This is a genomic window from Ensifer sp. SL37, assembly GCF_026672675.1.
In the GTDB taxonomy this organism is placed as follows: domain Bacteria; phylum Pseudomonadota; class Alphaproteobacteria; order Rhizobiales; family Rhizobiaceae; genus Ensifer; species Ensifer adhaerens.
Genome location: NZ_JAPPRN010000006.1, coordinates 792,435 through 817,453, shown reverse-complemented (window position 1 = coordinate 817,453; position 25,019 = coordinate 792,435). Strand labels below are relative to the sequence as shown.

The 25,019-nt window shown below is 61.6% G+C and carries 25 protein-coding genes; 24 read left to right on the top strand and 1 reads right to left on the bottom strand.

Translation table 11 applies throughout. The features are described from left to right. Positions 1–5: 5 nt before the first annotated feature. The 6 genes from flgA to fliP are packed head-to-tail and all read left to right on the top strand — an operon-like array spanning position 6 to position 4,132. Positions 6–515, top strand: coding sequence for a flagellar basal body P-ring formation chaperone FlgA (gene flgA / locus OVA00_RS16125; RefSeq protein WP_060581898.1), 510 nt, complete (start codon positions 6–8; stop codon positions 513–515). Further along, on the top strand, positions 512–1,627 hold the full coding sequence (locus OVA00_RS16120; protein ID WP_043613025.1) for a flagellar basal body P-ring protein FlgI: 1,116 nt from the start codon (positions 512–514) through the stop codon (positions 1,625–1,627). The genes flgA and OVA00_RS16120 overlap by 4 nt, the downstream gene beginning before the upstream one ends. Further along, positions 1,624–2,163: a MotE family protein gene (locus tag OVA00_RS16115; protein ID WP_089043329.1), complete on the top strand. Its 540-nt coding sequence runs from the start codon at positions 1,624–1,626 to the stop codon at positions 2,161–2,163. The genes OVA00_RS16120 and OVA00_RS16115 overlap by 4 nt, the downstream gene beginning before the upstream one ends. Beyond that, a complete protein-coding gene (flgH, locus tag OVA00_RS16110; RefSeq protein WP_034796898.1) occupies positions 2,160–2,873 on the top strand; it encodes a flagellar basal body L-ring protein FlgH in 714 nt (237 codons plus the stop codon). Before OVA00_RS16115 ends, flgH begins: the two co-directional genes overlap by 4 nt. Positions 2,874–2,891: 18 nt before the next feature. After that, positions 2,892–3,386, top strand: coding sequence for a flagellar basal body-associated FliL family protein (locus OVA00_RS16105; protein WP_060522250.1), 495 nt, complete (start codon positions 2,892–2,894; stop codon positions 3,384–3,386). Between the two features lie 8 nt (positions 3,387–3,394). Beyond that, positions 3,395–4,132 (top strand): flagellar type III secretion system pore protein FliP, encoded by a 738-nt coding sequence (fliP, locus tag OVA00_RS16100; protein WP_034796894.1) that lies wholly within the window; start codon positions 3,395–3,397, stop codon positions 4,130–4,132. A 212-nt stretch (positions 4,133–4,344) separates the two neighbouring features. Here the strand turns inward: fliP and OVA00_RS16095 are convergent, their stop codons facing one another. Next, on the bottom strand, positions 4,345–6,264 hold the full coding sequence (locus OVA00_RS16095; protein WP_268089317.1) for an O-linked N-acetylglucosamine transferase, SPINDLY family protein: 1,920 nt from the start codon (positions 6,262–6,264) through the stop codon (positions 4,345–4,347). A 371-nt stretch (positions 6,265–6,635) separates the two neighbouring features. On the opposite strand from OVA00_RS16095, the gene OVA00_RS16090 reads away from it, so the two are divergent. From OVA00_RS16090 to fliR, 18 genes are all read left to right on the top strand, one after another. Beyond that, the gene (locus OVA00_RS16090) at positions 6,636–7,580 is read left to right on the top strand and encodes a flagellin N-terminal helical domain-containing protein (RefSeq protein WP_192356775.1); all 945 of its coding nucleotides are present in this window, start codon (positions 6,636–6,638) and stop codon (positions 7,578–7,580) included. 288 nt (positions 7,581–7,868) lie between these two features. After that, positions 7,869–8,819, top strand: coding sequence for a flagellin N-terminal helical domain-containing protein (locus tag OVA00_RS16085; RefSeq protein ID WP_192356777.1), 951 nt, complete (start codon positions 7,869–7,871; stop codon positions 8,817–8,819). A 378-nt stretch (positions 8,820–9,197) separates the two neighbouring features. Continuing rightward, positions 9,198–10,172, top strand: coding sequence for a flagellin N-terminal helical domain-containing protein (locus tag OVA00_RS16080; RefSeq protein ID WP_034800723.1), 975 nt, complete (start codon positions 9,198–9,200; stop codon positions 10,170–10,172). 451 nt (positions 10,173–10,623) lie between these two features. Beyond that, a complete protein-coding gene (locus OVA00_RS16075) occupies positions 10,624–11,277 on the top strand; it encodes a hypothetical protein (RefSeq protein WP_268089316.1) in 654 nt (217 codons plus the stop codon). Continuing rightward, positions 11,274–12,545: a MotB family protein gene (locus OVA00_RS16070; protein WP_060583967.1), complete on the top strand. Its 1,272-nt coding sequence runs from the start codon at positions 11,274–11,276 to the stop codon at positions 12,543–12,545. The genes OVA00_RS16075 and OVA00_RS16070 overlap by 4 nt, the downstream gene beginning before the upstream one ends. A gap of 5 nt (positions 12,546–12,550) precedes the next feature. Then, positions 12,551–13,852, top strand: a complete 1,302-nt coding sequence (gene motC / locus OVA00_RS16065; protein WP_268089315.1) for a chemotaxis protein MotC — start codon at positions 12,551–12,553, stop codon at positions 13,850–13,852. Further along, positions 13,849–15,264: a flagellar hook-length control protein FliK gene (gene fliK, locus OVA00_RS16060; RefSeq protein WP_268089314.1), complete on the top strand. Its 1,416-nt coding sequence runs from the start codon at positions 13,849–13,851 to the stop codon at positions 15,262–15,264. The genes motC and fliK overlap by 4 nt, the downstream gene beginning before the upstream one ends. Next, positions 15,215–15,772, top strand: a complete 558-nt coding sequence (locus tag OVA00_RS16055) for a transglycosylase SLT domain-containing protein (RefSeq protein WP_034800733.1) — start codon at positions 15,215–15,217, stop codon at positions 15,770–15,772. The genes fliK and OVA00_RS16055 overlap by 50 nt, the downstream gene beginning before the upstream one ends. A gap of 269 nt (positions 15,773–16,041) precedes the next feature. Next, positions 16,042–16,713 (top strand): transcriptional activator Rem, encoded by a 672-nt coding sequence (gene rem, locus OVA00_RS16050; RefSeq protein WP_034800735.1) that lies wholly within the window; start codon positions 16,042–16,044, stop codon positions 16,711–16,713. Between the two features lie 91 nt (positions 16,714–16,804). After that, positions 16,805–18,016, top strand: a complete 1,212-nt coding sequence (locus tag OVA00_RS16045; RefSeq protein ID WP_034800738.1) for a flagellar hook protein FlgE — start codon at positions 16,805–16,807, stop codon at positions 18,014–18,016. Between the two features lie 23 nt (positions 18,017–18,039). After that, positions 18,040–19,497 (top strand): flagellar hook-associated protein FlgK, encoded by a 1,458-nt coding sequence (gene flgK / locus OVA00_RS16040; RefSeq protein WP_113554008.1) that lies wholly within the window; start codon positions 18,040–18,042, stop codon positions 19,495–19,497. 2 nt (positions 19,498–19,499) lie between these two features. Further along, a complete protein-coding gene (locus OVA00_RS16035; RefSeq protein ID WP_060516522.1) occupies positions 19,500–20,546 on the top strand; it encodes a flagellar hook-associated family protein in 1,047 nt (348 codons plus the stop codon). Positions 20,547–20,580: 34 nt separating this feature from the next. Next, entirely contained in the window at positions 20,581–20,928 is a 348-nt protein-coding gene (flaF, locus tag OVA00_RS16030) for a flagellar biosynthesis regulator FlaF (protein ID WP_034800744.1), read from the top strand. Next, on the top strand, positions 20,925–21,374 hold the full coding sequence (gene flbT / locus OVA00_RS16025) for a flagellar biosynthesis repressor FlbT (protein WP_034800746.1): 450 nt from the start codon (positions 20,925–20,927) through the stop codon (positions 21,372–21,374). The genes flaF and flbT overlap by 4 nt, the downstream gene beginning before the upstream one ends. Continuing rightward, complete coding sequence (flgD, locus tag OVA00_RS16020; RefSeq protein WP_034800748.1) at positions 21,365–21,775, top strand: flagellar hook assembly protein FlgD; 411 nt, start codon at positions 21,365–21,367, stop codon at positions 21,773–21,775. Before flbT ends, flgD begins: the two co-directional genes overlap by 10 nt. Positions 21,776–21,782: 7 nt before the next feature. Then, a complete protein-coding gene (gene fliQ / locus OVA00_RS16015; protein WP_034800750.1) occupies positions 21,783–22,049 on the top strand; it encodes a flagellar biosynthesis protein FliQ in 267 nt (88 codons plus the stop codon). 132 nt (positions 22,050–22,181) lie between these two features. After that, a complete protein-coding gene (flhA, locus tag OVA00_RS16010) occupies positions 22,182–24,269 on the top strand; it encodes a flagellar biosynthesis protein FlhA (RefSeq protein ID WP_034800753.1) in 2,088 nt (695 codons plus the stop codon). Beyond that, positions 24,266–25,018 carry a flagellar biosynthetic protein FliR gene (gene fliR, locus OVA00_RS16005; RefSeq protein WP_034800756.1) on the top strand — a complete coding sequence of 251 codons (753 nt, stop codon included), beginning with the start codon at positions 24,266–24,268 and terminating at the stop codon, positions 25,016–25,018. Before flhA ends, fliR begins: the two co-directional genes overlap by 4 nt. Position 25,019 lies beyond the last annotated feature (1 nt).

The window sequence follows — 25,019 nt, the reverse complement described above, 5'->3', positions numbered from 1 at the left end:
CAAACATGACGTTTCGCCGATCCGCAGACATCAAGGCTTCGAAGGCCGGCCGCGCCAGCGCGCGGCGGCTGGCGGCTGGCGCGCTCTTCGCCGCCGCTTTCCTGTTGCCTTCGGCAGGTTATGCGGAACGGCTGACGGCGGTGATCCCCACGCAGACCATCTATCCGGGCGAAACCGTCGATGCGAGCCGCGTCGAAGTCGTCGACGTCACCAACCCTGATCTCGCCGACGGCTACATCAGAACCCTGGGCGAGATCGACGGCAAGGTCACCAAGCGCACGCTTCTTCCCGGTCGGGTGATCCTCGCGAGCGCGCTTCGCGAGCAATATGCCGTCGAGCGCGGTTCGACCGTGCGCCTCGTCTTCAGCAATGGCGGCCTGACCATCAGCGCTGCCGGATCGCCGCTCCAGGACGCCGCCGTCGGCGAACTGATCCGGGCGCGCAACATCGATACCGGCGTCATCGTTTCCGGAACGGTGATGGCCGACGGCACTGTCCATGTGGTGGCGAAATGAAAATGCTTGCATGCAAATGGTTCCTGTCGCTGGCCGTCGCGTTCTCCATGGCGCTGACGCCCGCCTTCGGCGCATCCAGGATCAAGGACGTCGCCTCGCTTCAGGCGGGCCGTGACAACCAGCTTATCGGATACGGCCTCGTCGTCGGCCTGCAGGGCACGGGCGACAGCCTGCGCTCGTCGCCGTTCACCGACCAGTCGATCCGCGCGATGCTGCAAAATCTCGGCATCTCCACCCAGGGCGGCGAGTCCCGGACGCGCAACGTCGCGGCCGTACTGGTGACGGCGAACCTGCCGCCTTTCGCCAGCCCCGGCAGCCGCGTCGACGTGACCGTAGGCTCGCTCGGCGACAGCACGTCGCTGCGCGGCGGCACGCTGGTCATGACCTCGCTTTCGGGTGCGGACGGGCAGATCTATGCGGTCGCGCAAGGCTCCGTCGTCGTCACCGGCTTCAACGCGCAGGGCGACGCCGCAACCCTCAACCAGGGTGTCACGACGTCGGGTCGCGTGCCGAACGGCGCCATCATCGAGCGCGAGCTGCCGTCGAAATTCAAGGACGGCTTCAACCTCGTGCTGCAGCTGCGCAATCCTGATTTCTCGACTGCCGTCGGCATGGCCGCAGCGATCAACAAATACGCGGCCCAACAATATGGCGGCCGCATTGCGGAAGCGCGCGACAGCCAGGCCGTTCTCGTCGAAAAGCCGAAGATGGCGGACCTCGCGCGGCTGATGGCCGACATCGAAAACATCGTCATCGAGACCGACGTGCCTGCGCGCGTCGTCATCAACGAACGCACCGGCACGATCGTCATCGGCCAGGATGTCCGGGTCAACGAGGTGGCGGTCAGCTACGGAACATTGACCGTGGAAGTCAGCGAGACGCCGACAGTGGTGCAGCCGCTGCCCTTCTCGCGCGGGCAGACGGCGATGGAACCGAACACGACGATCAACGCGCAGTCCGACGGCGGCACGGTGGCGATCCTCAACGGTTCGAGCCTTCGTTCGCTCGTCGCCGGACTCAACAACATCGGCGTCAAGCCGGACGGCATCATCGCCATCCTGCAGAGCATCAAGACGGCCGGTGCCCTCCAGGCGGAGCTCGTGCTGCAATGATCGCAAACGACAATCATTCTCTCGGCCGGACCCGCAGGCTGCTGCTCGCTGCGGCGGTTGTCGCGTCCATGCTTTCGATGCCGGGCGCCTTTGCCCAGGACGTCACGGCGCCGCCCGCAAGCGACGCGACCCAGAACGAGATCCAGCAGTTCTGCACCAACATCGCCGACGCCGCGCGCGACCAGCGTTATGTGCTGCAGCGCAAGGATCTCGAAACGCTGCAGGCAAGCATCGACGAGCGCATCGCCACGCTCGAAAAGCGCCGCGAGGAATACGAAGACTGGCTGAACCGCCGCAACGATTTCCTGAAACAGGCGGAACTCAACCTCGTCGGCATCTACAAGACGATGAAGCCGGACGCAGCCGCCGGCAAGCTTGAGATGGTGAGGCCCGAGATTGCCGCCGCCATCGTCATGCAGCTGCCACCGCGCCAGTCATCGCTGATCCTGAGCGAAATGAGCGATGAGAAGGCGGCGATCCTTACCAACATCATCTCGAGCGCCAGCGACCCGAACACCTCGAAGGAACCATCATGAAAACGCGTCTAACGGCTATACTGACCGGGGCCGCCCTCCTTGCGGGATGTCAGAACCAAGCGCTCAACGAAATCGGCCGCGCGCCGTCGATGAGCCCGATCGGCAGCGGTCTGCAATATTCGCAGACGCCGCAGCTCGCCATGTATCCGAAGCAGCCGCGCCAGATGGTGAATGGCTATTCGTTGTGGAACGACCAGCAGGCCGCGCTCTTCAAGGACGCGCGCGCGATCAATGTCGGCGATATCCTGACGGTCGACATCAAGATCAACGAAGGCGCAACCTTCGACAACAAGACGGACCGTAGCCGCAAGAACTCGAGTGGCTTCAACGTCGGCGCCAGCGGAAAGTCTCAGACGAGCGATTTCGGCTGGTCCGGCGACCTGAAATACGGCTCGAATACCAAGACCGAAGGTGACGGCACGACGGAGCGTTCGGAAAAGCTGCGGGTGCTCGTTGCCGCCGTTGTCACCGGCGTTCTCGAAAACGGCAACCTGTTGATCAGCGGTTCGCAGGAAGTGCGCGTCAACCACGAGCTGCGCATCCTGAACGTCGCCGGTATCGTCCGGCCGCGGGACGTCGATGCCGACAACGTCATCTCCTACGACCGCATCGCCGAGGCGCGCATCTCCTATGGCGGCCGTGGTCGCCTGACTGAAGTGCAGCAGCCGCCCTACGGCCAGCAGTTCATGGATCTATTTTCGCCGATCTGATCGGCAGGGAACGGCAAGATGGAAGAACTCGATTCCAACGCTCCGAAGCCGCCGTCGAAGGTGCTGACCATCGCGGCCATCGCCGTGCTGACGCTGCTTGCCGGCGGCGGCGGCTGGCTGGTCGGCGGCCTGCTCGCACCACCGCCTCCGAAGGAGCAGGTGGAAGCGACCAAGGAGCCGGCCGCCAATGCGACCGGCGAAGAAGGCCTGCCGAAGGTAGCGACCGAAGCGAACGGCGTCGTCCAGCTCGACCCGATCACCACCAACCTTGCCTATCCCTCTGAAAACTGGATCCGCCTGGAAGTGGCGCTGCAGTTCGACGGCGTGCCTGACCCCAAACTCGCCGAGCAGATCCACCAGGATATCGCCGCCTACCTGAAAACCGTTTCCCTGCAACAAATCCAGGGACCACGCGGCTTTCAATATCTCCGGGATGACATCCAGGAGCGGGTTGACCTGCGCTCCGATGGGCGCGTAACCAATGTGATGTTCAGAACCTTCGTCATCCAATGATTCGATAAATGGTCCGGCTAGTCGCCTTTATAGTTGCCATGATGGCGATGTCCGGTATTGCCGGCGCCCAGAGCTTCCCCTCTGATATCCTGAATACGCCTATCGACGGCTCTGCCGCCTCGTGGATCATCCGCACCTTCGGTCTTCTGACCGTGCTGTCGGTGGCCCCCGGCATCCTGATCATGGTCACCAGCTTTCCGCGCTTCGTGATCGCCTTTGCGATCCTGCGCACCGGCATGGGCCTGGCGACCACGCCATCCAACATGATCATGGTTTCGCTGGCGCTGTTCATGACCTTCTATGTCATGGGGCCGACCTTCGATCGCGCCTGGCGGGACGGCATCGACCCGCTGATGAAGAACCAGATCACAGAGGCGGAGGCGATCCCCCGGATCACCGAGCCTTTCCGCGACTTCATGCTCGCCAACACGCGCGACAAGGACCTGCAGCTCTTCATCGACATCGCCAAGGAAAAGGGCCAGACGGTCGTCGTCGACGACAAGGTCGATCTGCGCGCGGTCGTGCCGGCCTTCATGATCTCGGAAATTCGCCGGGGCTTCGAAATCGGCTTCCTGATCATGCTGCCGTTCCTGGTGATCGATCTGATCGTCGCTACCATCACCATGGCCATGGGTATGATGATGCTGCCGCCGACGGCAATCTCGCTTCCGTTCAAGATTCTCTTCTTCGTCTTGATTGACGGCTGGAACCTCCTCGTCGGCAGTCTGGTGCGCTCCTTCAGTTAGAGCTGTCGCACGGAGAGTGCGCGGCGCGCTGGCGACGGCGACAAATTAAAAGCTCAAAGAGAAGACGCGCATCCCGAAAACCGCGATGCGCTTGCCTTCGGCGCATGGCGCTCCGGATCATCCGCGCCATCGGGCTTTGCGATCCTCGAAACGGGACAACAAAAAAGGCAGCGCCGCGGCGCTGCCTTTTGTCTTTCCGGGATGATCGCCATTCAGCGTTCGAACGACCCGATGCGCGGCGGCAATGCCGGAACGTCGATGTGATCAGGTGCCAGTCCGCTCTTGGCGCGGTCGGCCATCATTTCGTAGCCCGTTTCCAGGTGCTGGCAAAAACGCTCCGCATCGAATAGCGGCATCCGGAACCGGTTCTCGTCCAGCCTCTTTCGATAGTCGGCGATCCTGTCACGGTTGTTGTAGAGCGCGACAGCTTCCTTGACGTAATCCTCCGGCCCGCTGGCCACGAGTTCCGGTACGCCGATGGCGTTCAGCAGGCTTTCGCTGACGCGTGAGGCGAAGTTGGTTCCCTTGAAGGTCAGGACCGGCAGGCCGGTCCAAAGCTTTTCGGACGTGGTGGTGTGGCCGTTGTAAGGGTAGGTGTCGAGGCCAACGTCGGCGAGCGGAATACGATTGATATGCTCCTGGTACTGCGCCTTGTTGCACAGGATGATGCGTTTGGTGTCGATGCCGCCGCTCTTGAACTTGGCCAAGAGGTTCGCGCGCGCATCCTTGCGGTCGCACATGATCCACAGCAGGCTGTCCGGCGTTTGGCGGAGGATGTCGATCCAGAGATTGATCGTCTGCAGAGAGATCTTGCGGTTGGTGTTGAAGGACGCAAAGACAAACGCATCTTCGCGAAGGCCCACCATCTGCCGGGTGATGGAGATGGAACCGGCACGCGGCCGTTCGTAGGGATCGTTCGGCTGGTAGGTCTCCGGCAGGCGGCAATATTTCTCGCGGTAGAACGCCTTGCTGGCATCAGGAAGGACGTATGGATCGCCGATGATGTAGTCGAGATCGACGTTGACGGTCGTTCCGGGAAAGCCGAGCCATCCGACCTGGACGGGGGCCGCCAGGTGATTGAAGATCGAAACGCGACTGTCCAGCGTATGGCCCTTCAGGTCGACGAGGATGTCGATGTTTTCCTGGCGAATGACCTCGGCCACCTGTTCGTCGCTGAGATCACCGATCTCGACGACCCGGCCCCATTTTTCGCGGATCTCCTTGTCGCGGATCGCGTGCACTCTGCCGGTATGGCAAAACAGGGTTACCTCGAAGCGGCTCTTGTCATGCGCCATCAGCACCGACTTCAGAAGCTTCATCGTTGCGTGTTCGTCCCAGAAGTCTGAGGAGACGTAACCGATGCGGATGCGTTTGTTCCAGCTGTGCGGCGCACTGCGGCGCGTTTCCGTCAGGCCCGGGGGAAATGGATTCACTTGGGCGCCGGCAAGGCGGTTCAGGCGTTCGTCGCCGCACCAGGTCGCATGATAATACGGCGCCTCGGCGGCGAGAAAATCGGTCTGCCCTGCCTTCAGCGCTTTCTGGATGTCGCGATCATGTTTCTCGACATCGGCAAAATCATTGGCTTCGCGCGCATAGACGAGATAGGCCGACCGCAACGTCGCGTTTTTCGGATTGTTGCGGAAGAGATTGGCGAGCGCATCACGATCCTGCAGGTCGTTGATCTCTGCGGTCAGCAGCTTGTAGGCAAGTGCGTTGTGCACGCGGTTGGTGCTGAGCGTCAGGGGCGCCTTGAAGAGGGCGAGGATCGCTTTTTCACCCCGCTTGAGGAAAATCGATGCAATGATGAAGGCGATGTCGGGGTCGGTCTTTGCCTTCTCCAGGAGCGGCAGGCCGATGCTCAGCGCCTCGTCTTCGTTTCCGTTGGCGAAGTATAGCTTCATTGCCTCCGTCAGGTAGTCTTCTGCGCGTGAGCCGCCGGCCTCGCCAGCGAGCTGGTAGGCGCGCGCCGCTTCCGGCTTGAAGCCCAGCTTGGAGAGTACCTTTGCCAGGAGCACATAGGTCTTGGAGTCGCGGTTAAGCTCCATCAGGGCGTTCAACTGATTGAGCGCGTCCGTGTACTGCCCTTTCTGGTAGTGACGGGAAGCTGTCGAAAAAATGGCTTGGGCGTTCACTCAGGGCTCCGTCGAAGTTGCGCGGCGACCGGCGCCGGCTTGCTAGACCTTGTTTGCCGTCGAGCCTACCCGGGGGAGCTTGCCTCAGGCGTGAGAGATCCCGCGCTCGGCGGTGTCCGTCCGTGCCACATCAAGCGGGGTGAAAGCGTACCTGAACGCTGAGTTAAAGTCTTGTTAAGTATAGATGACCTCGGCTCGATTGCCCGATCGCGCTTAATCAATTTGCAAGCTTTGCCGGCGATAGTCCCTTTCACATGACGGGTTTGGTTTCTTCCGAGATAGTTGGAACCGAGTGGCATGAAGCCGATCCGCCATCACCGGGAAGTCCGGTATGTCCCCTAAATCGTCTAAAGTAATCAAGGGACACTCTAATGACGAGCATCATCACCAATTCTTCCGCCATGGGCGCACTCGCCACCCTGCGTTCGATCAACTCCTCGATGGAAACCACCCAGGAGCGCATTTCGTCGGGTCTGCGCGTCGGCACCGCAGCTGACAACGCTGCTTACTGGTCGATCGCGACCACCATGCGTTCGGACAACAAGGCTCTTTCGGCCGTTCAGGACGCCCTCGGCCTCGGCGCTGCCAAGACCGACGTTGCTTCGTCGGCCATGGAAAACTCCAAGGACGTCGTCGACGAAATCAAGAAGAAGCTGGTAACCGCCAGCGAGCCGGGCGTTGACAAGAGCAAGATCCAGAAGGAAATCAAGGAGCTTCAGAACCAGCTCGTAAGCATTGCCAAGTCGGCTTCGTTCTCTGGCGAAAACTGGGTTTACACCGACCCGAACAACGCTGCCGGCACGAAGTCGGTTGTCGGTTCGTTCAACCGCGACGCCAAGGGCAATGTCAGCCTGACGACGCTGCAGTACGACACCAACAAGAGCTCGCTGATCGAAGTCGACGCCTCCGGCAACTATGCATCGACGGCCGGCACGGGCCTGCTCTCCAGCAATATCTCCTATTCCGACACGACCGGCGCGACCGTATCGCTGTCCTTCAGCGTCCTGACGCTCGACATCACCAACATGACGACAGGCGCTCTGTCGCAGGCGCTTTCGGGTGTTGACTCGGTCCTGACCCAGATGACCGACGCAGCTGCCGACCTCGGTGCGCTCAACAGCCGTATCGATCTGCAGAAGGGCTTCGTCGAAAACCTCTCGGACTCGATCGAGAAGGGCGTTGGCCGTCTCGTCGATGCCGACATGAACGAGGAATCGACCCGCCTGAAGGCTCTGCAGACGCAGCAGCAGCTCGGCATCCAGGCGCTCTCGATCGCCAACTCGAACTCGCAGAATATCCTGTCGCTGTTCCGTTAATCGGCAGGTTGAGAAGGGCGGGTTACGGCCCGCCCTCGATGCAAGATACGAAACCGCGCTTCGCAAGAGGCGCGGTTTTTCTTTGTCGCCAATGCACTGATAAATCTTCGAAAAGTTTCTGCGGATTTTAGGGTTCGTTAACCACGATGGTGTTTGTTGTAACCATCGAAACGACGGGTTGACCCGAACAGATTAAAGCGTCAGCAGGCATGAGGCTGACCGTCGTTTCCCGGTAATCCCGGAATGTCCCTTTCCATTCCATCTTTGCCAACAAGGGGCACTCAGCCAATGACGAGCATTCTGACCAACTCTTCCGCCATGGGCGCACTCGCCACCCTGCGTTCGATCAACTCCTCGATGGAAACCACCCAGGAGCGCATTTCGTCGGGTCTGCGCGTCGGCACCGCAGCTGACAACGCTGCTTACTGGTCGATCGCGACCACCATGCGTTCGGACAACAAGGCTCTTTCGGCCGTTCAGGACGCCCTCGGCCTCGGCGCTGCCAAGACCGACGTTGCTTCGTCGGCCATGGAAAACTCCAAGGACGTCGTCGACGAAATCAAGAAGAAGCTGGTAACCGCCAGCGAGCCGGGCGTTGACAAGAGCAAGATCCAGAAGGAAATCAAGGAGCTTCAGAACCAGCTCGTGAGCATTGCCAAGTCGGCTTCGTTCTCTGGCGAAAACTGGGTTTACACCGACCCGAACAACGCTGCCGGCACGAAGTCGGTTGTCGGTTCGTTCAACCGCGACGCCAAGGGCAATGTCAGCCTGACGACGCTGCAGTACGACACCAACAAGAGCTCGCTGGTCCAGGTCGATGCTACCGGCGCTTACGTCGCGAGCGGCACCACTGCAACGGGCCTGCTCTCCACCAACATCACCTACTCCGACACGACCGGTTCGCCGGTAACGCTGGGCTTCAGCGTCCTGACGCTCGACATCACCAACATGACGACAGGCGCCCTGTCGCAGGCGCTTTCGGGTGTCGACTCCGTCCTCTCGCAGATGACCGACGCAGCTGCCGACCTCGGTGCGCTCAACGCCCGTATCGACCTGCAGAAGGGCTTCGTCGACAACCTCTCGGACTCGATCGAGAAGGGCGTTGGCCGTCTCGTCGATGCCGACATGAACGAGGAATCGACCCGCCTGAAGGCTCTGCAGACGCAGCAGCAGCTCGGCATCCAGGCGCTCACGATCGCCAACTCGAACTCGCAGAACATCCTGTCGCTGTTCCGTTAATCGATCGACCGAACATGACGGGCGATCTTCGCCCGTCACTTCGAAAAGAAGCCGCACATCCCCCGTGGATCGTGCGGCTTTTTCCTTTTGCGCTCCGGTAATTCCATGGCCGCCAGGCGTGCCGAATGCCGCCGGCATTCTTTCCATGGGTGACGGTACGCATCTTAACGCTTCGTCCATCTTCCCTTACTTTTGTTCACCTTTGTTACCGACTTCCTAACGACATTAACCATTTATTAACTATGAGATCGTTACATATTGGTTAAGAGCGAAGGGTCGCCTCCAGGGCAAAACAGGGGCGATTCGCATGATGCCAGTCCCATCGCTGCCGGTAACACTCCGGAATGTCCTTAGGAATTCATTCGGGACAGGTGACCAATGACAAGCATCATGACCAACACCGCCGCCATGGCGGCTCTCCAGACATTGCGTTCGATCAACTCCGACATGGCGGAAGTCCAGGACCGCATCTCCTCGGGCTACCGCGTGCAGACGGCTGCCGACAACGCCGCCTATTGGTCGATCGCGACCACCATGCGCTCCGACAATGCCGCGCTCTCCACCGTTCAGGACGCCCTCGGCCTCGGCGCCGCCAAGATCGACACGGCCTATGCGGCAATGAATTCGTCGATCGAGGTCGTTAGCGCGATCAAGAGCAAGCTCGTCGCGGCGAGTGAGCCGGGCGTCGACAAGCTGAAGATCGACAAGGAAATCACCGAGCTCAAGAACCAGCTTATCTCGGCCGCCCAGTCCGCATCCTTCTCCAGCGAAAACTGGCTCTACAACGCCGCCACAGCTCCGGTCGGCACGAAGTCCGTCGTGGCCTCGTTCAACCGTGACGCCAACGGCAATGTGTCGGTCACGACGCTCGACTTCGACACCTCGCAGTCGATGCTGATCGACAAGCAGAACGCGAGCCGAGGCATCCTGACCAGGAACTACGACGCCTCCCAGCTCACCTCTCCGCCCGGTACGGCGGGCGCGCGCCTGTACCACCTGATCGGCGCACCGGCGACGACGCCGATCGGTACGACGGCGGAAGTCAAGCTGACCGCATCGACGACGCCTGCCGAAATGGCCGATATGATCAGCGTCGTCGAACGTATCCTCAACCAGCTGACGGACGCCGGCTCCACGCTCGGCGCCATCACCAAGCGCATCGAGTTGCAGGAGGGCTTCATCGCCAACCTGATGGATACGATCGACAAGGGCGTCGGTCGTCTCGTCGATGCCGACATGAACGAGGAATCGACACGGCTGAAGGCGCTGCAGACGCAGCAGCAACTGGGCATCCAGGCGCTCTCGATCGCCAACACCAATTCCGAAAATATCTTGCGCCTGTTCCAGCAGTAAGGCGCAGCGGCGGACAGCGGCCGGAACCGGCCGCCGATCCGCCAAACTGAGCCCACCACCCCGAATGCGGGTGACGGCACTTTGAGTTCTGCCACGTCGTCGGTCACGGCACCCGGTGGAAACGGTTGGACCGCGCTAATTGCCCTGGCGCGGTCCAACACATTCATTTTCGCACAAGTTTGACCGAATAGCCTTCCCTCGCAGTCCTGTCGGATGACTGCCGGCCAAAATGACCTTTGCGCCGCCGCCTGCATCAGATCGCTCCGGGAACAACCGACCCCGGATCACGCTGATGTACGTCAAGAATGCTGGGTCTGCCGTATCCGACGGTCGGGCCCGAGGGAGACATGTCAGCAGTGCCAGGAGCAATGGAAGTCCGCGCCAGGGAGCGCCGCCTCTCAAGCAGATGGGGATCGCCGCATTGCCGCAGGTCCGCTGCAGGGGGCCGGCCATGAGTGCAATGCTCTCCCGTTATCTCAAGGACTTCAGCGCACCGAAAGTCGAGCTGTCGCTGATGCCTCCGAAATATTTCCCCGATCTGGATACCGACTATGCCGATGGCGAGCGCCTCGGCGCGAGACCAGCCATGCCGGAAATCGATATCGACGCCGAACGCCGGCGCGCCTTCGCCGAAGGGCGGGCCGAGGCGACCGCCGAACTCGTCTTCGAACAGGAAAAGCAGATAGCCGAACTTCAGGCGGCGCACGCGGCCGAACTCGAGGCGCTGACGCGGCGCTTCGAAGAGGAAACCGCGAACCGTCTCGCGCTGCGCATCGACGAAATGACCGAGGGGCTTGCCGTCGCACTCGGCGATCAGGCCGCCCGCGTGCTCGCGCCCGTCATGGGCGATGCCCTCATGCAGCGCGCCGTTGCCGATATGGCGCAGATGCTGCGCCAGGGACTTGTGGCCGGCGAAGGCTACACCATCGTCGTCAAAGGCCCGGCGTCTCTCTTCGAGGCGCTGAAGCGCCAGCTCGGAGAAGACATGCCGTCCTTGCGGCACGTCGAATCCGACGATGTCGATCTCGCCGTCGAGATGGATGGCACCATCCTCGTGACGCGCATGGCCGCCTGGGCCGATACAGTTCGGAAAGTTCTCGCATGAGCGACGAAAACCACCACAACGGCAAGCACGAGATCATCATCGTCAAGCGCCACAGCGGCAGCCATGATGGTCACCACGGCGGCTCCTGGAAGATCGCCTATGCCGACTTCATGACGGCGATGATGGCCTTCTTCCTCGTGATGTGGCTGATCAATGCCGCCAACGAAGAGACGAAGGCGGCGATCGCTTCCTATTTCAACCCGGTGCAATTGACCGACCAGAAGCCTGCCGAACGTGGCTTGAAGGACCCGGCCAAGGATGCGCAGGGCGAAGAAACGCAGCAGCGTTCGAAGGTTGACGGCGAGCAGGAAAAGTCCGGTGGCTCGGCCAAAACCGGCGATCAGCTGACGGCGACGTCGGGCGAAGAGACGAAGTACTCCGACGCCGACTTCTTCGAAAACCCCTATTCCGTTCTTTCCGAGATTGCGCGCGAGGTCGGCCAGCAGGCCAACATCAGCGTCAAGGGCGAGGGCGGTGCGGCCCAGTCCGGCCCGGCCACCGGCGCCGATGGCGGCGAAGCCTATCGTGACCCGTTCGATCCGGACTTCTGGACCAAGCAGGTCGAAGTGAAGGACGCCGGCAACACGGCCGAAACCGTTGCTGCCCTTGCCGACAAGTCGACGGAGCCCGCAGGCGCGACGCCGGCCGTCAAGAAGTCTGAGGCGGACGCGTCGCAGGAGCCGCATGAAGCGGCCGACAAGCAGGCCGGTGACGGCAAGGACACCGATACGGGAGCTGGCAAGGACCCGGCGGACGCCGCAGCCGGCGAAAAGCCGAAGACCGAGGCCGCCGAGGCCGACGCCAAGGAGCAGGCGGCCGAGCTCCAGGCCGAGCTGAAGAAGCAGCTTGCCGGCGAGGCGGGTCAGCTGGCCGAGGGACTTGTCGTGACACCCGCTGAAGGCGGCCTGATGGTGACGATCAGCGAGCGGACCGATGCGCAGATGTTTGCCATCGGCTCGGCCGTGCCGCAGAAGGAACTGGTACTGGCGATGGAAAAGATCGGCCATCTGCTGGCTGAGCGTCAGGGCGCGGTTGCAATCCGCGGCCATACCGACGGCCGTCCCTTCAAGGATGGCACTTATGATAACTGGCGCCTCTCCGCCGCCCGCGCCCAGAGCGCCTATTACATGCTCGTCCGCGGTGGCCTGAAGGAAGATCGCGTCAGCCAGATCAGCGGCTTCGCCGACCGGCGGCTGCAGATCCCCGGCGATCCCTACGCCCCGGGCAACCGCCGCATCGAGATCCTCTTGCAATCGGCTCCGGGTTAAGCGCCATGCTGAGACGCCTGCGAACCGCTCTGATGGCCTGCTGTGTGCTGGCGACCCCCGTTTTAACCGGGGGTGCCAGGGCGAACGATATCGAGGAGCTCGCACCCTTCAAGATGATCCGGTCGCTGCAATATGTGCAGGACTCGGTCGTCCTTGGCGACCATTCGGCGATCGAAATGCAGCGCTTCATGCTGGGCGCCATCGACAAGCGCCTGCGTGCGGCCGACGCGGCGGTCTTCCGTGATCCGCGCAACGTCGATGCGGCGCTGGTCTATGCCATGAGCGGCGGCAATCCGGAGACGCTGAAGTACCTTGCGGATCACGATGTGGCCGGGAACTTCGATTCCCGCGTCACCGAGGCGCTGACGCAATATCTGAATGGCAAGGGCGGCCTGATCGTCGAGAGCCTGTCCAAGGCCGCGCCTGAGTACCGCAGCGCCCGCATCGGCCCTTATCTCTACCTCATCCTCGGCAACGCGACGTCGCAGCAGGATCCTGTGGGCGCGATGAAGTACTACGACTGGGCCCGTCTCGCGGCCCCGGGTACGATCATCGAAGAGGCTGCCCTGCGTCGCTCGGTTTTCCTCGCGGTTCAGGCGGGCGACGCGGACAAGGGCTTCCGCTATGCGCTGACCTATGCCCGCCGCTACCTGACCTCCCCCTATGCCAGCCAGTTCGCGGATGTCTTCGTCGAACTCGCCGTCGCCCATTTCGATGGCGGGGCGCAGGGGCGAATTTCGGAGATCCTGGGTTTCATGGACGCGCCGCGCCAGCGCGAAGTCTTCCTTCGCGTCGCCCGCCGCGCGGCGATCGCCGGCAAGCAAGAACTCGCAAAGCTCGCGTCTGAACGCGCCGAGGCGCTCGGCGCAGACGGCGCGCCGCAGCCGAAACTGCTTGCCAGCTTCTATGCCGGATTGGCCTCGGTGCCTTCCAATGACGTGTTTGCCGCGACGGCGAGCCTGGCGGCGATATCGGATGCGGAGCTTTCGCCGCGCGACCGCGCCTTGCGCGAGGCTGCAAAGGCGGTTGCGGACGCCGTCGTCCGGCCACCTGTCGGTGAAAGCCTCACGCAAGCGTTTGCGTCTAAACCCGATAGACCGGTTGAGGCGAACGCGTCGGCCGCAAGCGAGGAAACTGGCAGCGGCATGAGCCCCTTTGGTAGCGGGCAGACCCCGGCGGTTGCGCCGGAGACCGTGGCCGCATCCGGCGCAGACGAGGTGGCGGACCCGAAGCACGATGGCTTCGTGGCGAAAGGACGATCGAAGATCGAAGAGATCGACGCTCTCCTGAAGGGAGAAGACAAATGAGGGCTGAGGACACCCTGCGCATGCCCCCGACACCTGTCGGCACGGGAAGCGGACGAGCGGGCGGCAAGGAGCAGGCTGGTGGTGCATCGGCCGGCGCGTTTGAAGATGCCGTGGCCAATGCCGGGCGGCAAAAAACCAACGACCAGCCGGGTTCAGGCAAAGGCGGCAACGACGCCGCTGCCGGCAGCGACGCGGAGGCGGGAGCCTTGATCGACAAGGACAATATTGCCAAGGCCGCGGGCAGGGCCGTGACACGCAGCATCAGCCTTGGTCGCAACGACCAGTTCGACGAACACGCGCTGCGCGACCATTTCCAGGCGGCCGAGCGCGGCGTTGGCGGCAAGCGTGCCGTCGACAAGACCGATCCGGCCAAATCGGCTGCCGTGTCCGATGATCTGGCTCAAGTGGAGGTCGATGAAGAACTCGCCAAGCGCATTGCCACCTTGACGAAAGGCATTGGCAAAGCGCCGGCAGATGGCGCCTCGGTCGATGGCGACGTCAACGCCGGCGGCGAGGGCGCTGAAGCCAAGCAGACAGCTACAGCGATGGACGATCTGCTGACGCTGCTGGGCGGTGCCCAGGCGACGCAGCCTCAGGGACAGACGGCGGCCGCGCGCCAGGCAGCGGATGGCCAGATTGAGGGCGCGGCGCCCGTTGCCGGTGGCAGCGAGCATGGCGCGAAAGCCGAGGCACAGGCGGGCGAGAACGACCCCGACCGGCTCTTCCGCTTCGCCCGGGCTGACGGCAAGGGACAGGCCGTTTCCATGAGCCTCTCGAAGGACGGTGATGCGGCGTTCGACGCTGCCCGTTCGCAAGCTTCCGCCAAGGTCGAGAATGTCACCGTGCTCGAGGCCCGGCGTTATCTCGGCATCTCGATGAGCCCGAACACCAGCGCCGTGGCAGACGCCATCGCCGGTGAGGCCACCACTTCCCTGCAGCCAAGTGCTGCACTCGGTCAGCCGGGCGCGTGGACGCAGGCCGGAAAAACGCTCAACACCCTGAAGATCCAGCTTCACCCGATCGAGCTTGGCCTCGTCACGGCCACGCTGCGCCTGAAGGATGACGAACTGCAGGTCGAGCTGAAGGTCGAGAACGGCGACGCCTTCCGGCAGTTGCGCGACGACCAGAACGACTTGGTCAAGGCGCTGCGCGCTCAGGGCTTTGCGGTCGATCAGGTGAACATCGTGTTCAACTCCGGCGGCGACACGTCGTCCGGCGGCGGCTCGCAGGCGCAGGCCCAAGCCCAGGCCGGGCAGCAGGGCCGAGAACGCGCCGATGGCAACGGCCAGGGACGACAGCAGCGACAGGACGACAGCCAGTCTTCGGCGGCGGAAAGGTGGGTTGGCAATGGCGGGACGGACGATGCGGCTGCCGGCACTGAGCGCTCTCGTACTGGTCACGTCTACATGTAGCGCTTTTGCCAGCGCGGACGCAGGCGTCTGCGAGCGCGAGATCATCAGCGCAGCGGCGAAGTACGATATCCCGGCCGGGATCCTCTATTCGGTCGGGCTGACCGAAACCGGCCGCAAGGGATCGCTTCAACCCTACGCGATGAACATCGAAGGCAAGGCCTATTTCGGTAGCAGCGAGCAGGACGTTCTAACCCAGTTCGGCAACGCGCGGGCACAGGGTGCCAAGCTCATCGATCTCGGCTGCATGCAGATCAACTATTACTTCCATGGCGAGCATTTCAGCTCGCCGCAGGAGATGCTTGACCCGCGCAAGAATGTCGAATATGCCGCGCGCTTCCTGGCCAATCTCCATGCGAGGCACGAGACCTGGACAATGGCCGTTGCGCGCTATCACGCAGGCCCGAACAACGACCCGGCGCAGAAGAAATATGTCTGCCGGGTGATCGCGAATCTCGTCGCGACCGGCTACGGCAAGTGGACGCCGAACGCCACGCAGTTTTGCCAATAAGCAACCATCAATTGTATTAGCATTCCATTTGCCGCATTGTGGCGACAATGCGCGGACAATGTGACCGCAAGCGATTTGTCGTAGTCCGTTAACTTTTCCACATTATTTTAGTGCCGCCTTGAGGCGGGTGCTACTAGATATAGATCAAATCGGCGAAACATGGTTAATCAATTATTAATTCCACCCAGTAACTTCCTCTAGTTGTTCATGAATCCCTCGATTCGTACCTCTCAATCAGTGCGGAGCCATACTGATTCGGAGGCGGGCGAATGATCGTAGTGGTTGATGAAAGAGAGCTGGTGAAGGACGGGTATACGTCCCTCTTCGGACGTGAAGGTATTCCCTCGACGGGTTTCGATCCCAGGGAGTTTGGAGAGTGGGTAAACGCGGCTGCCGATTCGGATATCGATGCCGTGGAAGCCTTCCTGATCGGGCAGGGCGACACCACCTTCACGCTGCCGCGGGCCATCCGCGATCGCTCGATGGCACCGGTCATCGCGATGAGCGACACGCCGTCCCTCGAAAACACGCTTGCACTCTTTGATTGCGGCGTCGACGACGTTGTGCGCAAGCCTATCCACCCCCGCGAAATCCTTGCCCGCGTCGCTGCGATCCGCCGGCGCCTGAAGGCGATCGCCAACTTTACCGACATTGGTCCGATCCGCGTTTTTGCCGACGGCCGCGATCCGGAAATCAACGGCGATGTCTTCGCCCTGCCGCGCCGCGAGCGCCGCATTCTCGAGTATTTGGTCGCAAACCGCGGCCGTCGCGTCTCCAAGTCGCAGATCTTCAACGCGATCTACGGGATCTTCGACGAGGACGTCGAGGAAAACGTCGTCGAAAGCCACATCAGCAAACTGCGCAAGAAACTGCGCAAGAAGCTCGGTTTCGACCCGATCGATTCGAAGCGTTTCCTTGGCTACTGCATCGACTGGAACTGAGCGCCACGCCGATGGGCGGGCACTGAACCAAGACAGGTTCACGCAAGGCCCGCTTCCTAGTGTCGCCGTAACAAGGAAATGAGGATCCGATATGAGTCTCTATGGCAGCATGAGAACGGGTGTGTCCGGTATGAACGCCCAGTCGAACCGTCTGGGCACGGTCGCCGAAAACATCGCGAACGCCAACACGACCGGCTACAAGCGCGCCTCCACGGAGTTCTCGTCGATGATCCTGCCTTCGGGCGGCGGCAACTACAATTCCGGCGGTGTCGAAACGCAGGTGCGCTACAGCATCTCCCAGCAAGGCGGCACCAGCTATACGACGTCGGCGAGCGACCTTGCGATCAACGGCGGCGGCTTCTTCATCGTTTCGGGCAATGGCGGTGAGAACTTCCTGACGCGTGCCGGCTCCTTCGTTCCGGACAAGAACGGCAACCTCGTCAACACCGCCGGCTTCACGCTGATGGGCTACGAGTACAAGGCCGGCGTCGATCCGACCGTCGTCGTAAACGGTTTTGACGGCCTGGTACCGGTCCAGCTCAAGGACGAGGGCCTGGTCGCCGCCGGCTCGACCAAGGGTACGATGGAAGCAAACCTGCCGTCGGGCGCGGCCGTCAACGATCAATCGAAGACCTCGATGGTTGTTTACGACAGCCAGGGCAACACCCGCATCCTCGATTTCACCTACACCAAGACAGGTCCGAACGCCTGGGGCCTGAGCGTCGTCGATCGCACATCGGGCACTACAGTCGGTACCCAGACCATGACGTTCGACGCGGCCGGCAAGCGCATCGGCGCCGTCCCCGCGACGCTGACGACGACGGCCATCAACAACCTGCCCGGCACCGGCGCCAACCTTGGTGCGATCACGATCGACACCTCCAAGACCACGCAGCTCGGCGGCGACTTCAGCAGCACCGGCGGTGGCATCGACGGCAGCAAGCCGAGCAAGATGTCGGGCTTCGAGATCGACAAGGAAGGCATCGTTTACGTCAAGTATGGCGACGGCAACCTCATCCCCAAGTTCCGGATCGCCCTTGCGACCGTCCAGAGCCCGGACAAGCTGCAGCCGCAGTCCGGCAACGTCTACTCGCAAGGGGCGGATTCAGGCGTTATTGTCACCGGTTTTGCCGGCTCTGGCGCTTTCGGCAACATCCAGTCCAAGGCGCTCGAAAACTCCAACGTCGACATCGCCAACGAGCTGACCTCGATGATCGAGGCGCAGCGCAACTACACGGCAAACTCCAAGGTGTTCCAGACCGCCTCGGACCTGCTTGACGTGCTTGTCAACCTGAAACGGTAATTGAAAGAGATACGGTCCGCGTCATGTCGCTGTCCTCCGCAATATCCATCGCACAGCAGGCCTTCAGCAACACGGCGCAACAGACCGCGATCGTGTCGAAGAACATCGCGAATGCGGGCAATGCGGATTATTCGCGTCGCCTTGCCCTCTTGGGCAGCACCGGCAACGGCGCGCAGGTCGTATCCATCTACCGGGCACAGAACGAGGCGCTGCTCAAGCAGAGCATCGCCAGCATCGGCGAAGCCTCCGGCCAGGCGCGGCTTCGCGATGGCCTGGAACTCCTGAAATCGGCTCTCGGCGGTAACAACTACGAGACTGCGCCGTCAAAGCTGCTGTCGGAGTTTCGCAACAGCCTGCAGACGCTGGCCTCGACCCCGGGCAACAAGACGATTGCGGCGGCAGCGGTCACCAGCGCCCAGGACCTTGCCGATTCCCTGAACAAGACCTCTGGCACCGTGCAGAACATGCGCGAAGATGCCGACAAGGAAATCGCTCTTGAGGTCGACAAGCTGAACAGCCTGCTTGCGGACTTCGAGCGGGTGAACAACGAGGTCAAGTCGGCGACTGCATCCGGTGGCGATGCGAACGATGCGCTTGACCAGCGCGACAAGATCCTGAAGCAGATTTCGGAGATCGTCGGCATCTCCACCGTTACGCGCGGCAACAACGATACGGTGATCTTCACCACCGACGGCACGGTGCTTTTCGAGAACATTCCGCGCCAGGTGACGTTCGCGCCGACAACGACCTATGACGCCACCGTCACCGGCAACAAGATCTTCGTCGACGGCGTACCGATCGCCCCTGGAAGTGGCGCAGATACGACCGCCAAGGGCAAGCTTGCGAGCCTCGTGCAGCTGCGCGACGACATTGGGCCGAAGTTCCAGTCGCAGCTGGACGAGATCGCCCGTGGTCTCGTCGAGCTTTTCAAGGAAGGCAACCCCAGCGGGGTGCCGCCGGTTCCCTACCAACCGGGCCTCTTTACCTGGGGAAGCGCGGGTGTGCCGGCTGCCGGCACCGTCGTTCCCGGACTGGCATCGAAGATCACCGTCAACGCTCTGGCCAAGGCCAACCCGCTTCTTTTGCGTGACGGCGGCTTCAACGGCGTTGTGTCGAACCCTGGCGGTGCGGCAAATCCGAGCCCCGGCTACACGGGCCTTCTCGACGGCTTCATCAACAAGATGGGCGAGAACATGACGTTCGACCCGTCGACCGGTCTCGACGGAACCAGCAGCCTGCTGAACTTCGCGACCGGGTCGGTCGGCTGGCTGGAGCAGACCCGAAAGACGGCATCGACCGCCGACGACAACAAGCGCGCTATGCTGTCGCGCACCCAGGAAGCGCTCAGCAAGCAGACCGGGGTCAGCATTGACGAGGAACTGTCGCTGCTGCTCGATCTCGAACAATCCTACAAAGCATCGGCCAAGCTGGTGAGTACCGTGGACGCCATGATGGCGGCCTTGATGGAAGCTGTGAGGTAATCATGAAGACGTCCTACGTTTCTAATCTGGCGATCCAGACCGCCATGCGCATGACGATTCAGCAGAACCAGATGGATCTGCTGAAGGCGACCCAGGAGCAGACGACGGGTCGGCACTACGACGTCGGCTTGACGCTTGGTGCGACGGCGTCGCGCTCGCTCAACCTTCAGCGCGAGATCGACCGGCTGAACTCGATGAAGAGCACCAACTCGGTCGTAACCCAGCGCCTCTCCGGCTCGCAGGGTGCGCTGGAAACGATGGCGAAAGCGGCCGAAAAGGTGCGCGACACGCTCGTTACCTACAAGGGCAACGATGCCGCGAGCCAGCTTAAGATCCAGAAGACCGAGATCTTGGGCGCGCTGCAGACCTTCACTGCCGCCGCAAACACGTCCTTCAACGGCGAGTTCCTGTTTTCGGGCATCAATACCGACGCCAAGCCTCTCGCCGACTACACCGCTACGTCGGCGGCAAAGACTGCCTTCGACGCTGCGTTTACGGCGTTCAAGACCGCCAACAGCATCACGTCCGACGACCAGATCACCGTCACCCAGATGCAGGACTTCATCAAGAATACGGTCGAGCCGATGTTCACCGGTACGGGCTGGGATGCAAATTGGTCGGACGCATCCAGCCAGAACATGACGAGCCGGATCAGCGCCAGCGAAGTCATCGAAAGCTCGACCAACGCCAATACCAACGGCTTCCGCATGTTCGCCATGGCAAGCGTAATCACGGCCGAGCTGATGGACAAGAACGTGACCCCCGAGGTGCGGGCGGCGATCGGTGTCGAGGCGTTGCAGTATGCAGAGCAGGGCATCGCCGGCCTCAATGCAGAGCGCAGCCAGCTCGGTATTTCGGAATCGCGGGTGAAGAAGGCGAACACCTCGATCGACGCGCAGCTCAAGCTGGTCAACACGCATGTCGCCGACCTCGAAGGCATCGATCCGATCGAGACATCGACCCGGATCAACACGCTCAAGGTGCAGTTGGAAACGTCCTATACACTAACGTCGCGACTACAGCAGATGAGCTTGCTCAATTTCCTCTAGTGTGAGGAGCCGGACAAACATGAAGGATGTCTGAATGTACCAATTTTCCTATGCCGAGATCATGGAGGACGGCGTCGCCGACTCCAAGAATCGAGAACGGCAGGTACTCGATCGCTCGATCGCGCTCATGGAAGCAGCGAAACAGCAGAAAGGGTATTCGAGAGAGGCCATCGAGGCCATCTACTTTACCCGGCGCCTGTGGATCCGTTTCATCGAGGATCTGCGTGCACCGGAGAACCAGCTGAACGAAGAGCTGCGCGCCAATCTGATTTCGATCGCCATCTGGATACTCAACGAGACGGAAAAGATCCGCAAACGCGAATCCTCCAACTTCCAGGGCATAATTGACATTACCACCATCATCAGGGATGGACTGAAATGAAGAGCACACTGCGTATCTCGCTGAAGTCGGGCGAACGGATTTTTGTAAACGGCGCGGTGCTGCGCGTGGACCGGAAGGTCGCGGTCGAGTTCCTGAACGATGTGACGTTCCTGCTCGAAAACCACGTGCTGCAGCCCGAAGACGCAACGACGCCGCTGAAGCAGCTCTATTTCATCGCGCAGATGATCCTCATCAATCCGGAAGGCGCCGAGCAATCGACCGCGATGTTCCGCAAGTCGATCGTCATGCTGCTCAACTGCTTCAAGAACGAAGAGATCCTTGCCGAGCTGAAGCGCGTCGACGGGCTGGTGACCAACGGCCGCGCCTTCGAAGCGCTCAAGGCGATCCGCGGCCTCTATGCAATCGAAGACCGCATTCTCAACACGCAGGAAATCACGCCGGCAACAGTCGAGCAGATTCGCAAGGAGATCGCACCATGGCGGTAAGCGGCGTCAGCAACAACGGCTACACCCCGAATGTTTCGGCCCAGGATTCGGGCGGCGACGCCGCCAAGGCATCGCTCAACTACGAGAGCTTCCTGAAGCTGCTCGTCGCCCAGATGAAGAATCAGGATCCGACGCAGCCGATGGATGCGACGCAGCAGATCGCCCAGCTTGCGACCTTCTCGCAGGTGGAGCAGACGATCAAGACCAACAAGAACCTTGAAAGCCTGCTGCAGCGCACGTCGCTGAGCGAGGCGGACGCCGTCATCGGGCGCACCGTCACCAGCGAAGACGGCAAGACCACTGGCGTGGTTAAGGAAGTGAAACTATACTCTGACGGAATCATTGCGGTGCTGGATAACGGCAAGGAGCTTGTTATCGGCCCGGGCGTCAAGGTGAAGTGATAACTCCATGAATGAGGCGGATGCCCTCGATATTGTACAGGCCGCGATCTGGACCGTGATCGTGGCCTCAGGGCCCGCCGTTCTCGCCGCCATGGTTGTCGGCGTCGTCATCGCCTTCATTCAGGCGCTGACCCAGGTCCAGGAAATGACGCTGACCTTCGTCCCGAAGATCCTTGCCGTCATGATCACGGTTGCCGTGTCCGCGCCCTTTATCGGCGCCCAGATTTCGATCTTCACCGACATCATCTTCTCGCGCATCCAATCCGGTTTCTGAAGCCGCAGCTTTAAAGCTTGTTCGCATGCAGCGGCATGAAACCCTCGCGCAAGCTTGGGTCGCTATCTCCGTCTCTATAGTGGGGCAGCGCGTGTGAATGCTGCCTTGATCTCATGATGAGACGGAAGAGACATGGCACAGCAAGCAGCGCTGATCATCCCGAAAGTAGCACCGAAGGGCCGGGACGTCGGCTTCGCGCTCGGGATCGTCGCGATCCTGTCGATCCTCTTCCTGCCCATCCCGCCCTTCCTGATCGACATGGGGCTCGCGTTCTCGATCGCCTTTTCCGTGCTGATCCTGATGGTCTCGCTGTGGATCCAGCGTCCGCTCGAGTTCTCCTCGTTCCCGACCATCCTGCTGATCTCGACCATGGTGCGCCTGGCCTTGAACATCGCCACCACCCGAGTCATCCTTTCGCACGGCCACGAGGGCCACGGCGCTGCCGGCGGCGTCATTTCCGGCTTTGCCAGCCTCGTCATGTCCGGCGATTTTGTCATCGGTCTGATCGTCTTCCTGATCCTCATCACCGTGAACTTCATCGTCATCACCAAGGGTGCGACGCGTATCGCCGAAGTCGGCGCGCGCTTCACCCTCGATGCGATCCCCGGCAAGCAGATGTCGATCGACGCCGACCTGTCGGCGGGCCTGATCGACGAGAAGGAAGCACAGCGCCGCCGGCGTGAACTCGAGGAAGAAAGCTCCTTCTACGGCGCCATGGACGGTGCGTCCAAATTCGTGCGCGGCGATGCGATCGCCGGCCTGATCATCACCGCGATCAACATCTTCGGCGGCATCATCATCGGTTACCTGCGTCATGGCATGCCGATCGGCGAAGCGGCCGACGTTTTCGTCAAGCTATCGGTCGGCGACGGTCTCGTCTCGCAGATCCCGGCGCTCATCGTCTCGCTCGCCGCCGGCCTTCTGGTGTCGCGCGGCGGCACGGCCGGCTCCACCGACCAGGCGGTCGTCGGGCAGCTCGGCGGCTATCCGAAGGCGCTCATGGTCGCCTCCGGTCTTATCATTCTCCTAGCGGTCGTTCCCGGCCTGCCGTTCCTGCCCTTCGCCGTGCTCGGCGGCGGCATGGCGTTCCTGAGCTGGCTCGTGCCGCGCCAGATCGAGGCTGCCAATGCCGCGCGTCGCGCCGAAGAGGCGGCCAAGGTCCAGCAGACCAAGGAAGGCGAGCAGGATTCGGTCAAGTCGGTGCTGAAGACCGCTGAGATCGAGCTGCTTCTCGGCAAGCAGGTCTCGACCCGCCTGCTTGGCGCACACCAGGAACTCGCCTTCCGCGTGGGCAAGATGCGCCGCAAGTTTGCTGGCCAGTACGGCCTCGTCATTCCGGAGATCAAGGTTTCGGACGACATCAGCATTCCGGACAAGGCCTACCACATCCGCATCCACGGCACGACGATCGCGTCCAACACGGTGCGCGTCGGCGAAGTCCTGGTGGTCACCGGCGGCGGTCGCCGGCCGAGTGTTCCGGGCGACGAGATCCGCGAACCCGCCTTCGGCATGCCGGCGGTCTCGATCCTCGAAACCTTTACCGAGGACCTCAAGCGCGAAGGCTTCCATCCGATCGATAACGTCTCGGTGGTGTTGACGCATTTGAGCGAAGTGATCCGCAACAACCTGCCGCACCTGCTTTCCTATAAGGACGTCAAGGTGCTGATCGAGCGGCTCGATCCGGAGTACCGCAAGCTCGCCGACGAAATCTGCACCTCGCACATGTCCTATTCGGGCCTGCAGGCGGTGTTGAAATTGCTGCTTGCCGAGCGTGTCTCGATCCGCAACCTGCATCTGATCCTTGAAGCGGTCGCCGAACTCGCGCCGCATGTACGCAAGACTGAGCAGATCGTCGAGCATGTGCGCGTGCGCATGTCGCAGCAGCTTTGCGGCGACCTCGCCGACAACGGCGTCCTGCGCGTGCTCAGGCTCGGCAACAAGTGGGACATGGTCTTCCACCAGGCGCTGAAGCGCGACGCCAAGGGCGAGGTCGTCGAGTTCGACATCGATCCGCGTCACCTCGAAGAGTTCAGCGAGCAGGCGACGAAAGTTATCCGTGAACATCTCGATCGCGGCATGCCCTTCGTGCTGGTAAGTTCGCCCGAATCCCGTTCTTATGTGCGCATGATCATCGAGCGCCTCTTTGCCACCTTGCCCGTGCTCTCGCATGTCGAGCTTGCCAAGGGCCTTGAGATCAAGATCATCGGCTCCATTTCATGATCACCGACCCGGAGGGCACGGTGCTGGCGCTGTTTGCGGCCTTCTGCCGGATCGGCGGCTGCATCATGATCATGCCCGGGTTCTCCAGCGCGCGCGTTCCGATGCAGGTGCGGCTGTTCATTGCAGTCGCGGTTTCCATGGCGATCCTGCCGGTCATGTGGACGGACATCTATCCGCAGGTAACCGGCAAGGGGCACAGCTACATCTATTTGATCGCCGCCGAGACGGCGGTCGGCGCGGTCATGGGCCTTGTCGCCCGCTACTATGTCCTTGGACTGCAGTTCACCGGAACGGCGATCACCATGTTGATGGGCTTTGCCTCGCCGCCATCGTCGGATGTGATCGAAGATACGCCCGAAAACCAGGTGACCAGCTTGATCAGCTTCGCCGGCCTGATGGTGCTGTTCATGCTGGATTTCCATCATGTGATGATCGAGGCGATCGTTCAATCCTATCGGGCCATGCCGATCGGCACTCCCTTCGATCCGCAGGGTGTGCTGATCACGCTCACGGATTCGCTGGCGCAGATCTTCATGATCATGTTGAGGCTCGCGAGCCCCTTCATCATCTATGGCCTGCTTTTCAACGTGGCGATCGGCATGGTGAACAAGCTGGCGCCACAGATCCCGATCTACTTCATCTCGCAGCCCTATCTGATCATGGGCGGCTTGTTCCTGCTCTATCTCGGTATCGCTGCGATGCTGCGCCTGTTCGGCGACGGTTTCGCGCTCGTCATGCAGGGAGGATAGC

Bases quoted from the DNA above. Each gene is read 5' to 3' on its own strand.
- flgA (WP_060581898.1), top strand. From the start codon at position 6: ATGACGTTTCGCCGATCCGCAGACATCAAGGCTTCGAAGGCCGGCCGC.
- OVA00_RS16120 (WP_043613025.1), top strand. From the start codon at position 512: ATGAAAATGCTTGCATGCAAATGGTTCCTGTCGCTGGCCGTCGCGTTC.
- OVA00_RS16115 (WP_089043329.1), top strand. From the start codon at position 1,624: ATGATCGCAAACGACAATCATTCTCTCGGCCGGACCCGCAGGCTGCTG.
- flgH (WP_034796898.1), top strand. From the start codon at position 2,160: ATGAAAACGCGTCTAACGGCTATACTGACCGGGGCCGCCCTCCTTGCG.
- OVA00_RS16105 (WP_060522250.1), top strand. From the start codon at position 2,892: ATGGAAGAACTCGATTCCAACGCTCCGAAGCCGCCGTCGAAGGTGCTG.
- fliP (WP_034796894.1), top strand. From the start codon at position 3,395: ATGGTCCGGCTAGTCGCCTTTATAGTTGCCATGATGGCGATGTCCGGT.
- OVA00_RS16090 (WP_192356775.1), top strand. From the start codon at position 6,636: ATGACGAGCATCATCACCAATTCTTCCGCCATGGGCGCACTCGCCACC.
- OVA00_RS16085 (WP_192356777.1), top strand. From the start codon at position 7,869: ATGACGAGCATTCTGACCAACTCTTCCGCCATGGGCGCACTCGCCACC.
- OVA00_RS16080 (WP_034800723.1), top strand. From the start codon at position 9,198: ATGACAAGCATCATGACCAACACCGCCGCCATGGCGGCTCTCCAGACA.
- OVA00_RS16075 (WP_268089316.1), top strand. From the start codon at position 10,624: ATGAGTGCAATGCTCTCCCGTTATCTCAAGGACTTCAGCGCACCGAAA.
- OVA00_RS16070 (WP_060583967.1), top strand. From the start codon at position 11,274: ATGAGCGACGAAAACCACCACAACGGCAAGCACGAGATCATCATCGTC.
- motC (WP_268089315.1), top strand. From the start codon at position 12,551: ATGCTGAGACGCCTGCGAACCGCTCTGATGGCCTGCTGTGTGCTGGCG.
- fliK (WP_268089314.1), top strand. From the start codon at position 13,849: ATGAGGGCTGAGGACACCCTGCGCATGCCCCCGACACCTGTCGGCACG.
- OVA00_RS16055 (WP_034800733.1), top strand. From the start codon at position 15,215: ATGCGGCTGCCGGCACTGAGCGCTCTCGTACTGGTCACGTCTACATGT.
- rem (WP_034800735.1), top strand. From the start codon at position 16,042: ATGATCGTAGTGGTTGATGAAAGAGAGCTGGTGAAGGACGGGTATACG.
- OVA00_RS16045 (WP_034800738.1), top strand. From the start codon at position 16,805: ATGAGTCTCTATGGCAGCATGAGAACGGGTGTGTCCGGTATGAACGCC.
- flgK (WP_113554008.1), top strand. From the start codon at position 18,040: ATGTCGCTGTCCTCCGCAATATCCATCGCACAGCAGGCCTTCAGCAAC.
- OVA00_RS16035 (WP_060516522.1), top strand. From the start codon at position 19,500: ATGAAGACGTCCTACGTTTCTAATCTGGCGATCCAGACCGCCATGCGC.
- flaF (WP_034800744.1), top strand. From the start codon at position 20,581: ATGTACCAATTTTCCTATGCCGAGATCATGGAGGACGGCGTCGCCGAC.
- flbT (WP_034800746.1), top strand. From the start codon at position 20,925: ATGAAGAGCACACTGCGTATCTCGCTGAAGTCGGGCGAACGGATTTTT.
- flgD (WP_034800748.1), top strand. From the start codon at position 21,365: ATGGCGGTAAGCGGCGTCAGCAACAACGGCTACACCCCGAATGTTTCG.
- fliQ (WP_034800750.1), top strand. From the start codon at position 21,783: ATGAATGAGGCGGATGCCCTCGATATTGTACAGGCCGCGATCTGGACC.
- flhA (WP_034800753.1), top strand. From the start codon at position 22,182: ATGGCACAGCAAGCAGCGCTGATCATCCCGAAAGTAGCACCGAAGGGC.
- fliR (WP_034800756.1), top strand. From the start codon at position 24,266: ATGATCACCGACCCGGAGGGCACGGTGCTGGCGCTGTTTGCGGCCTTC.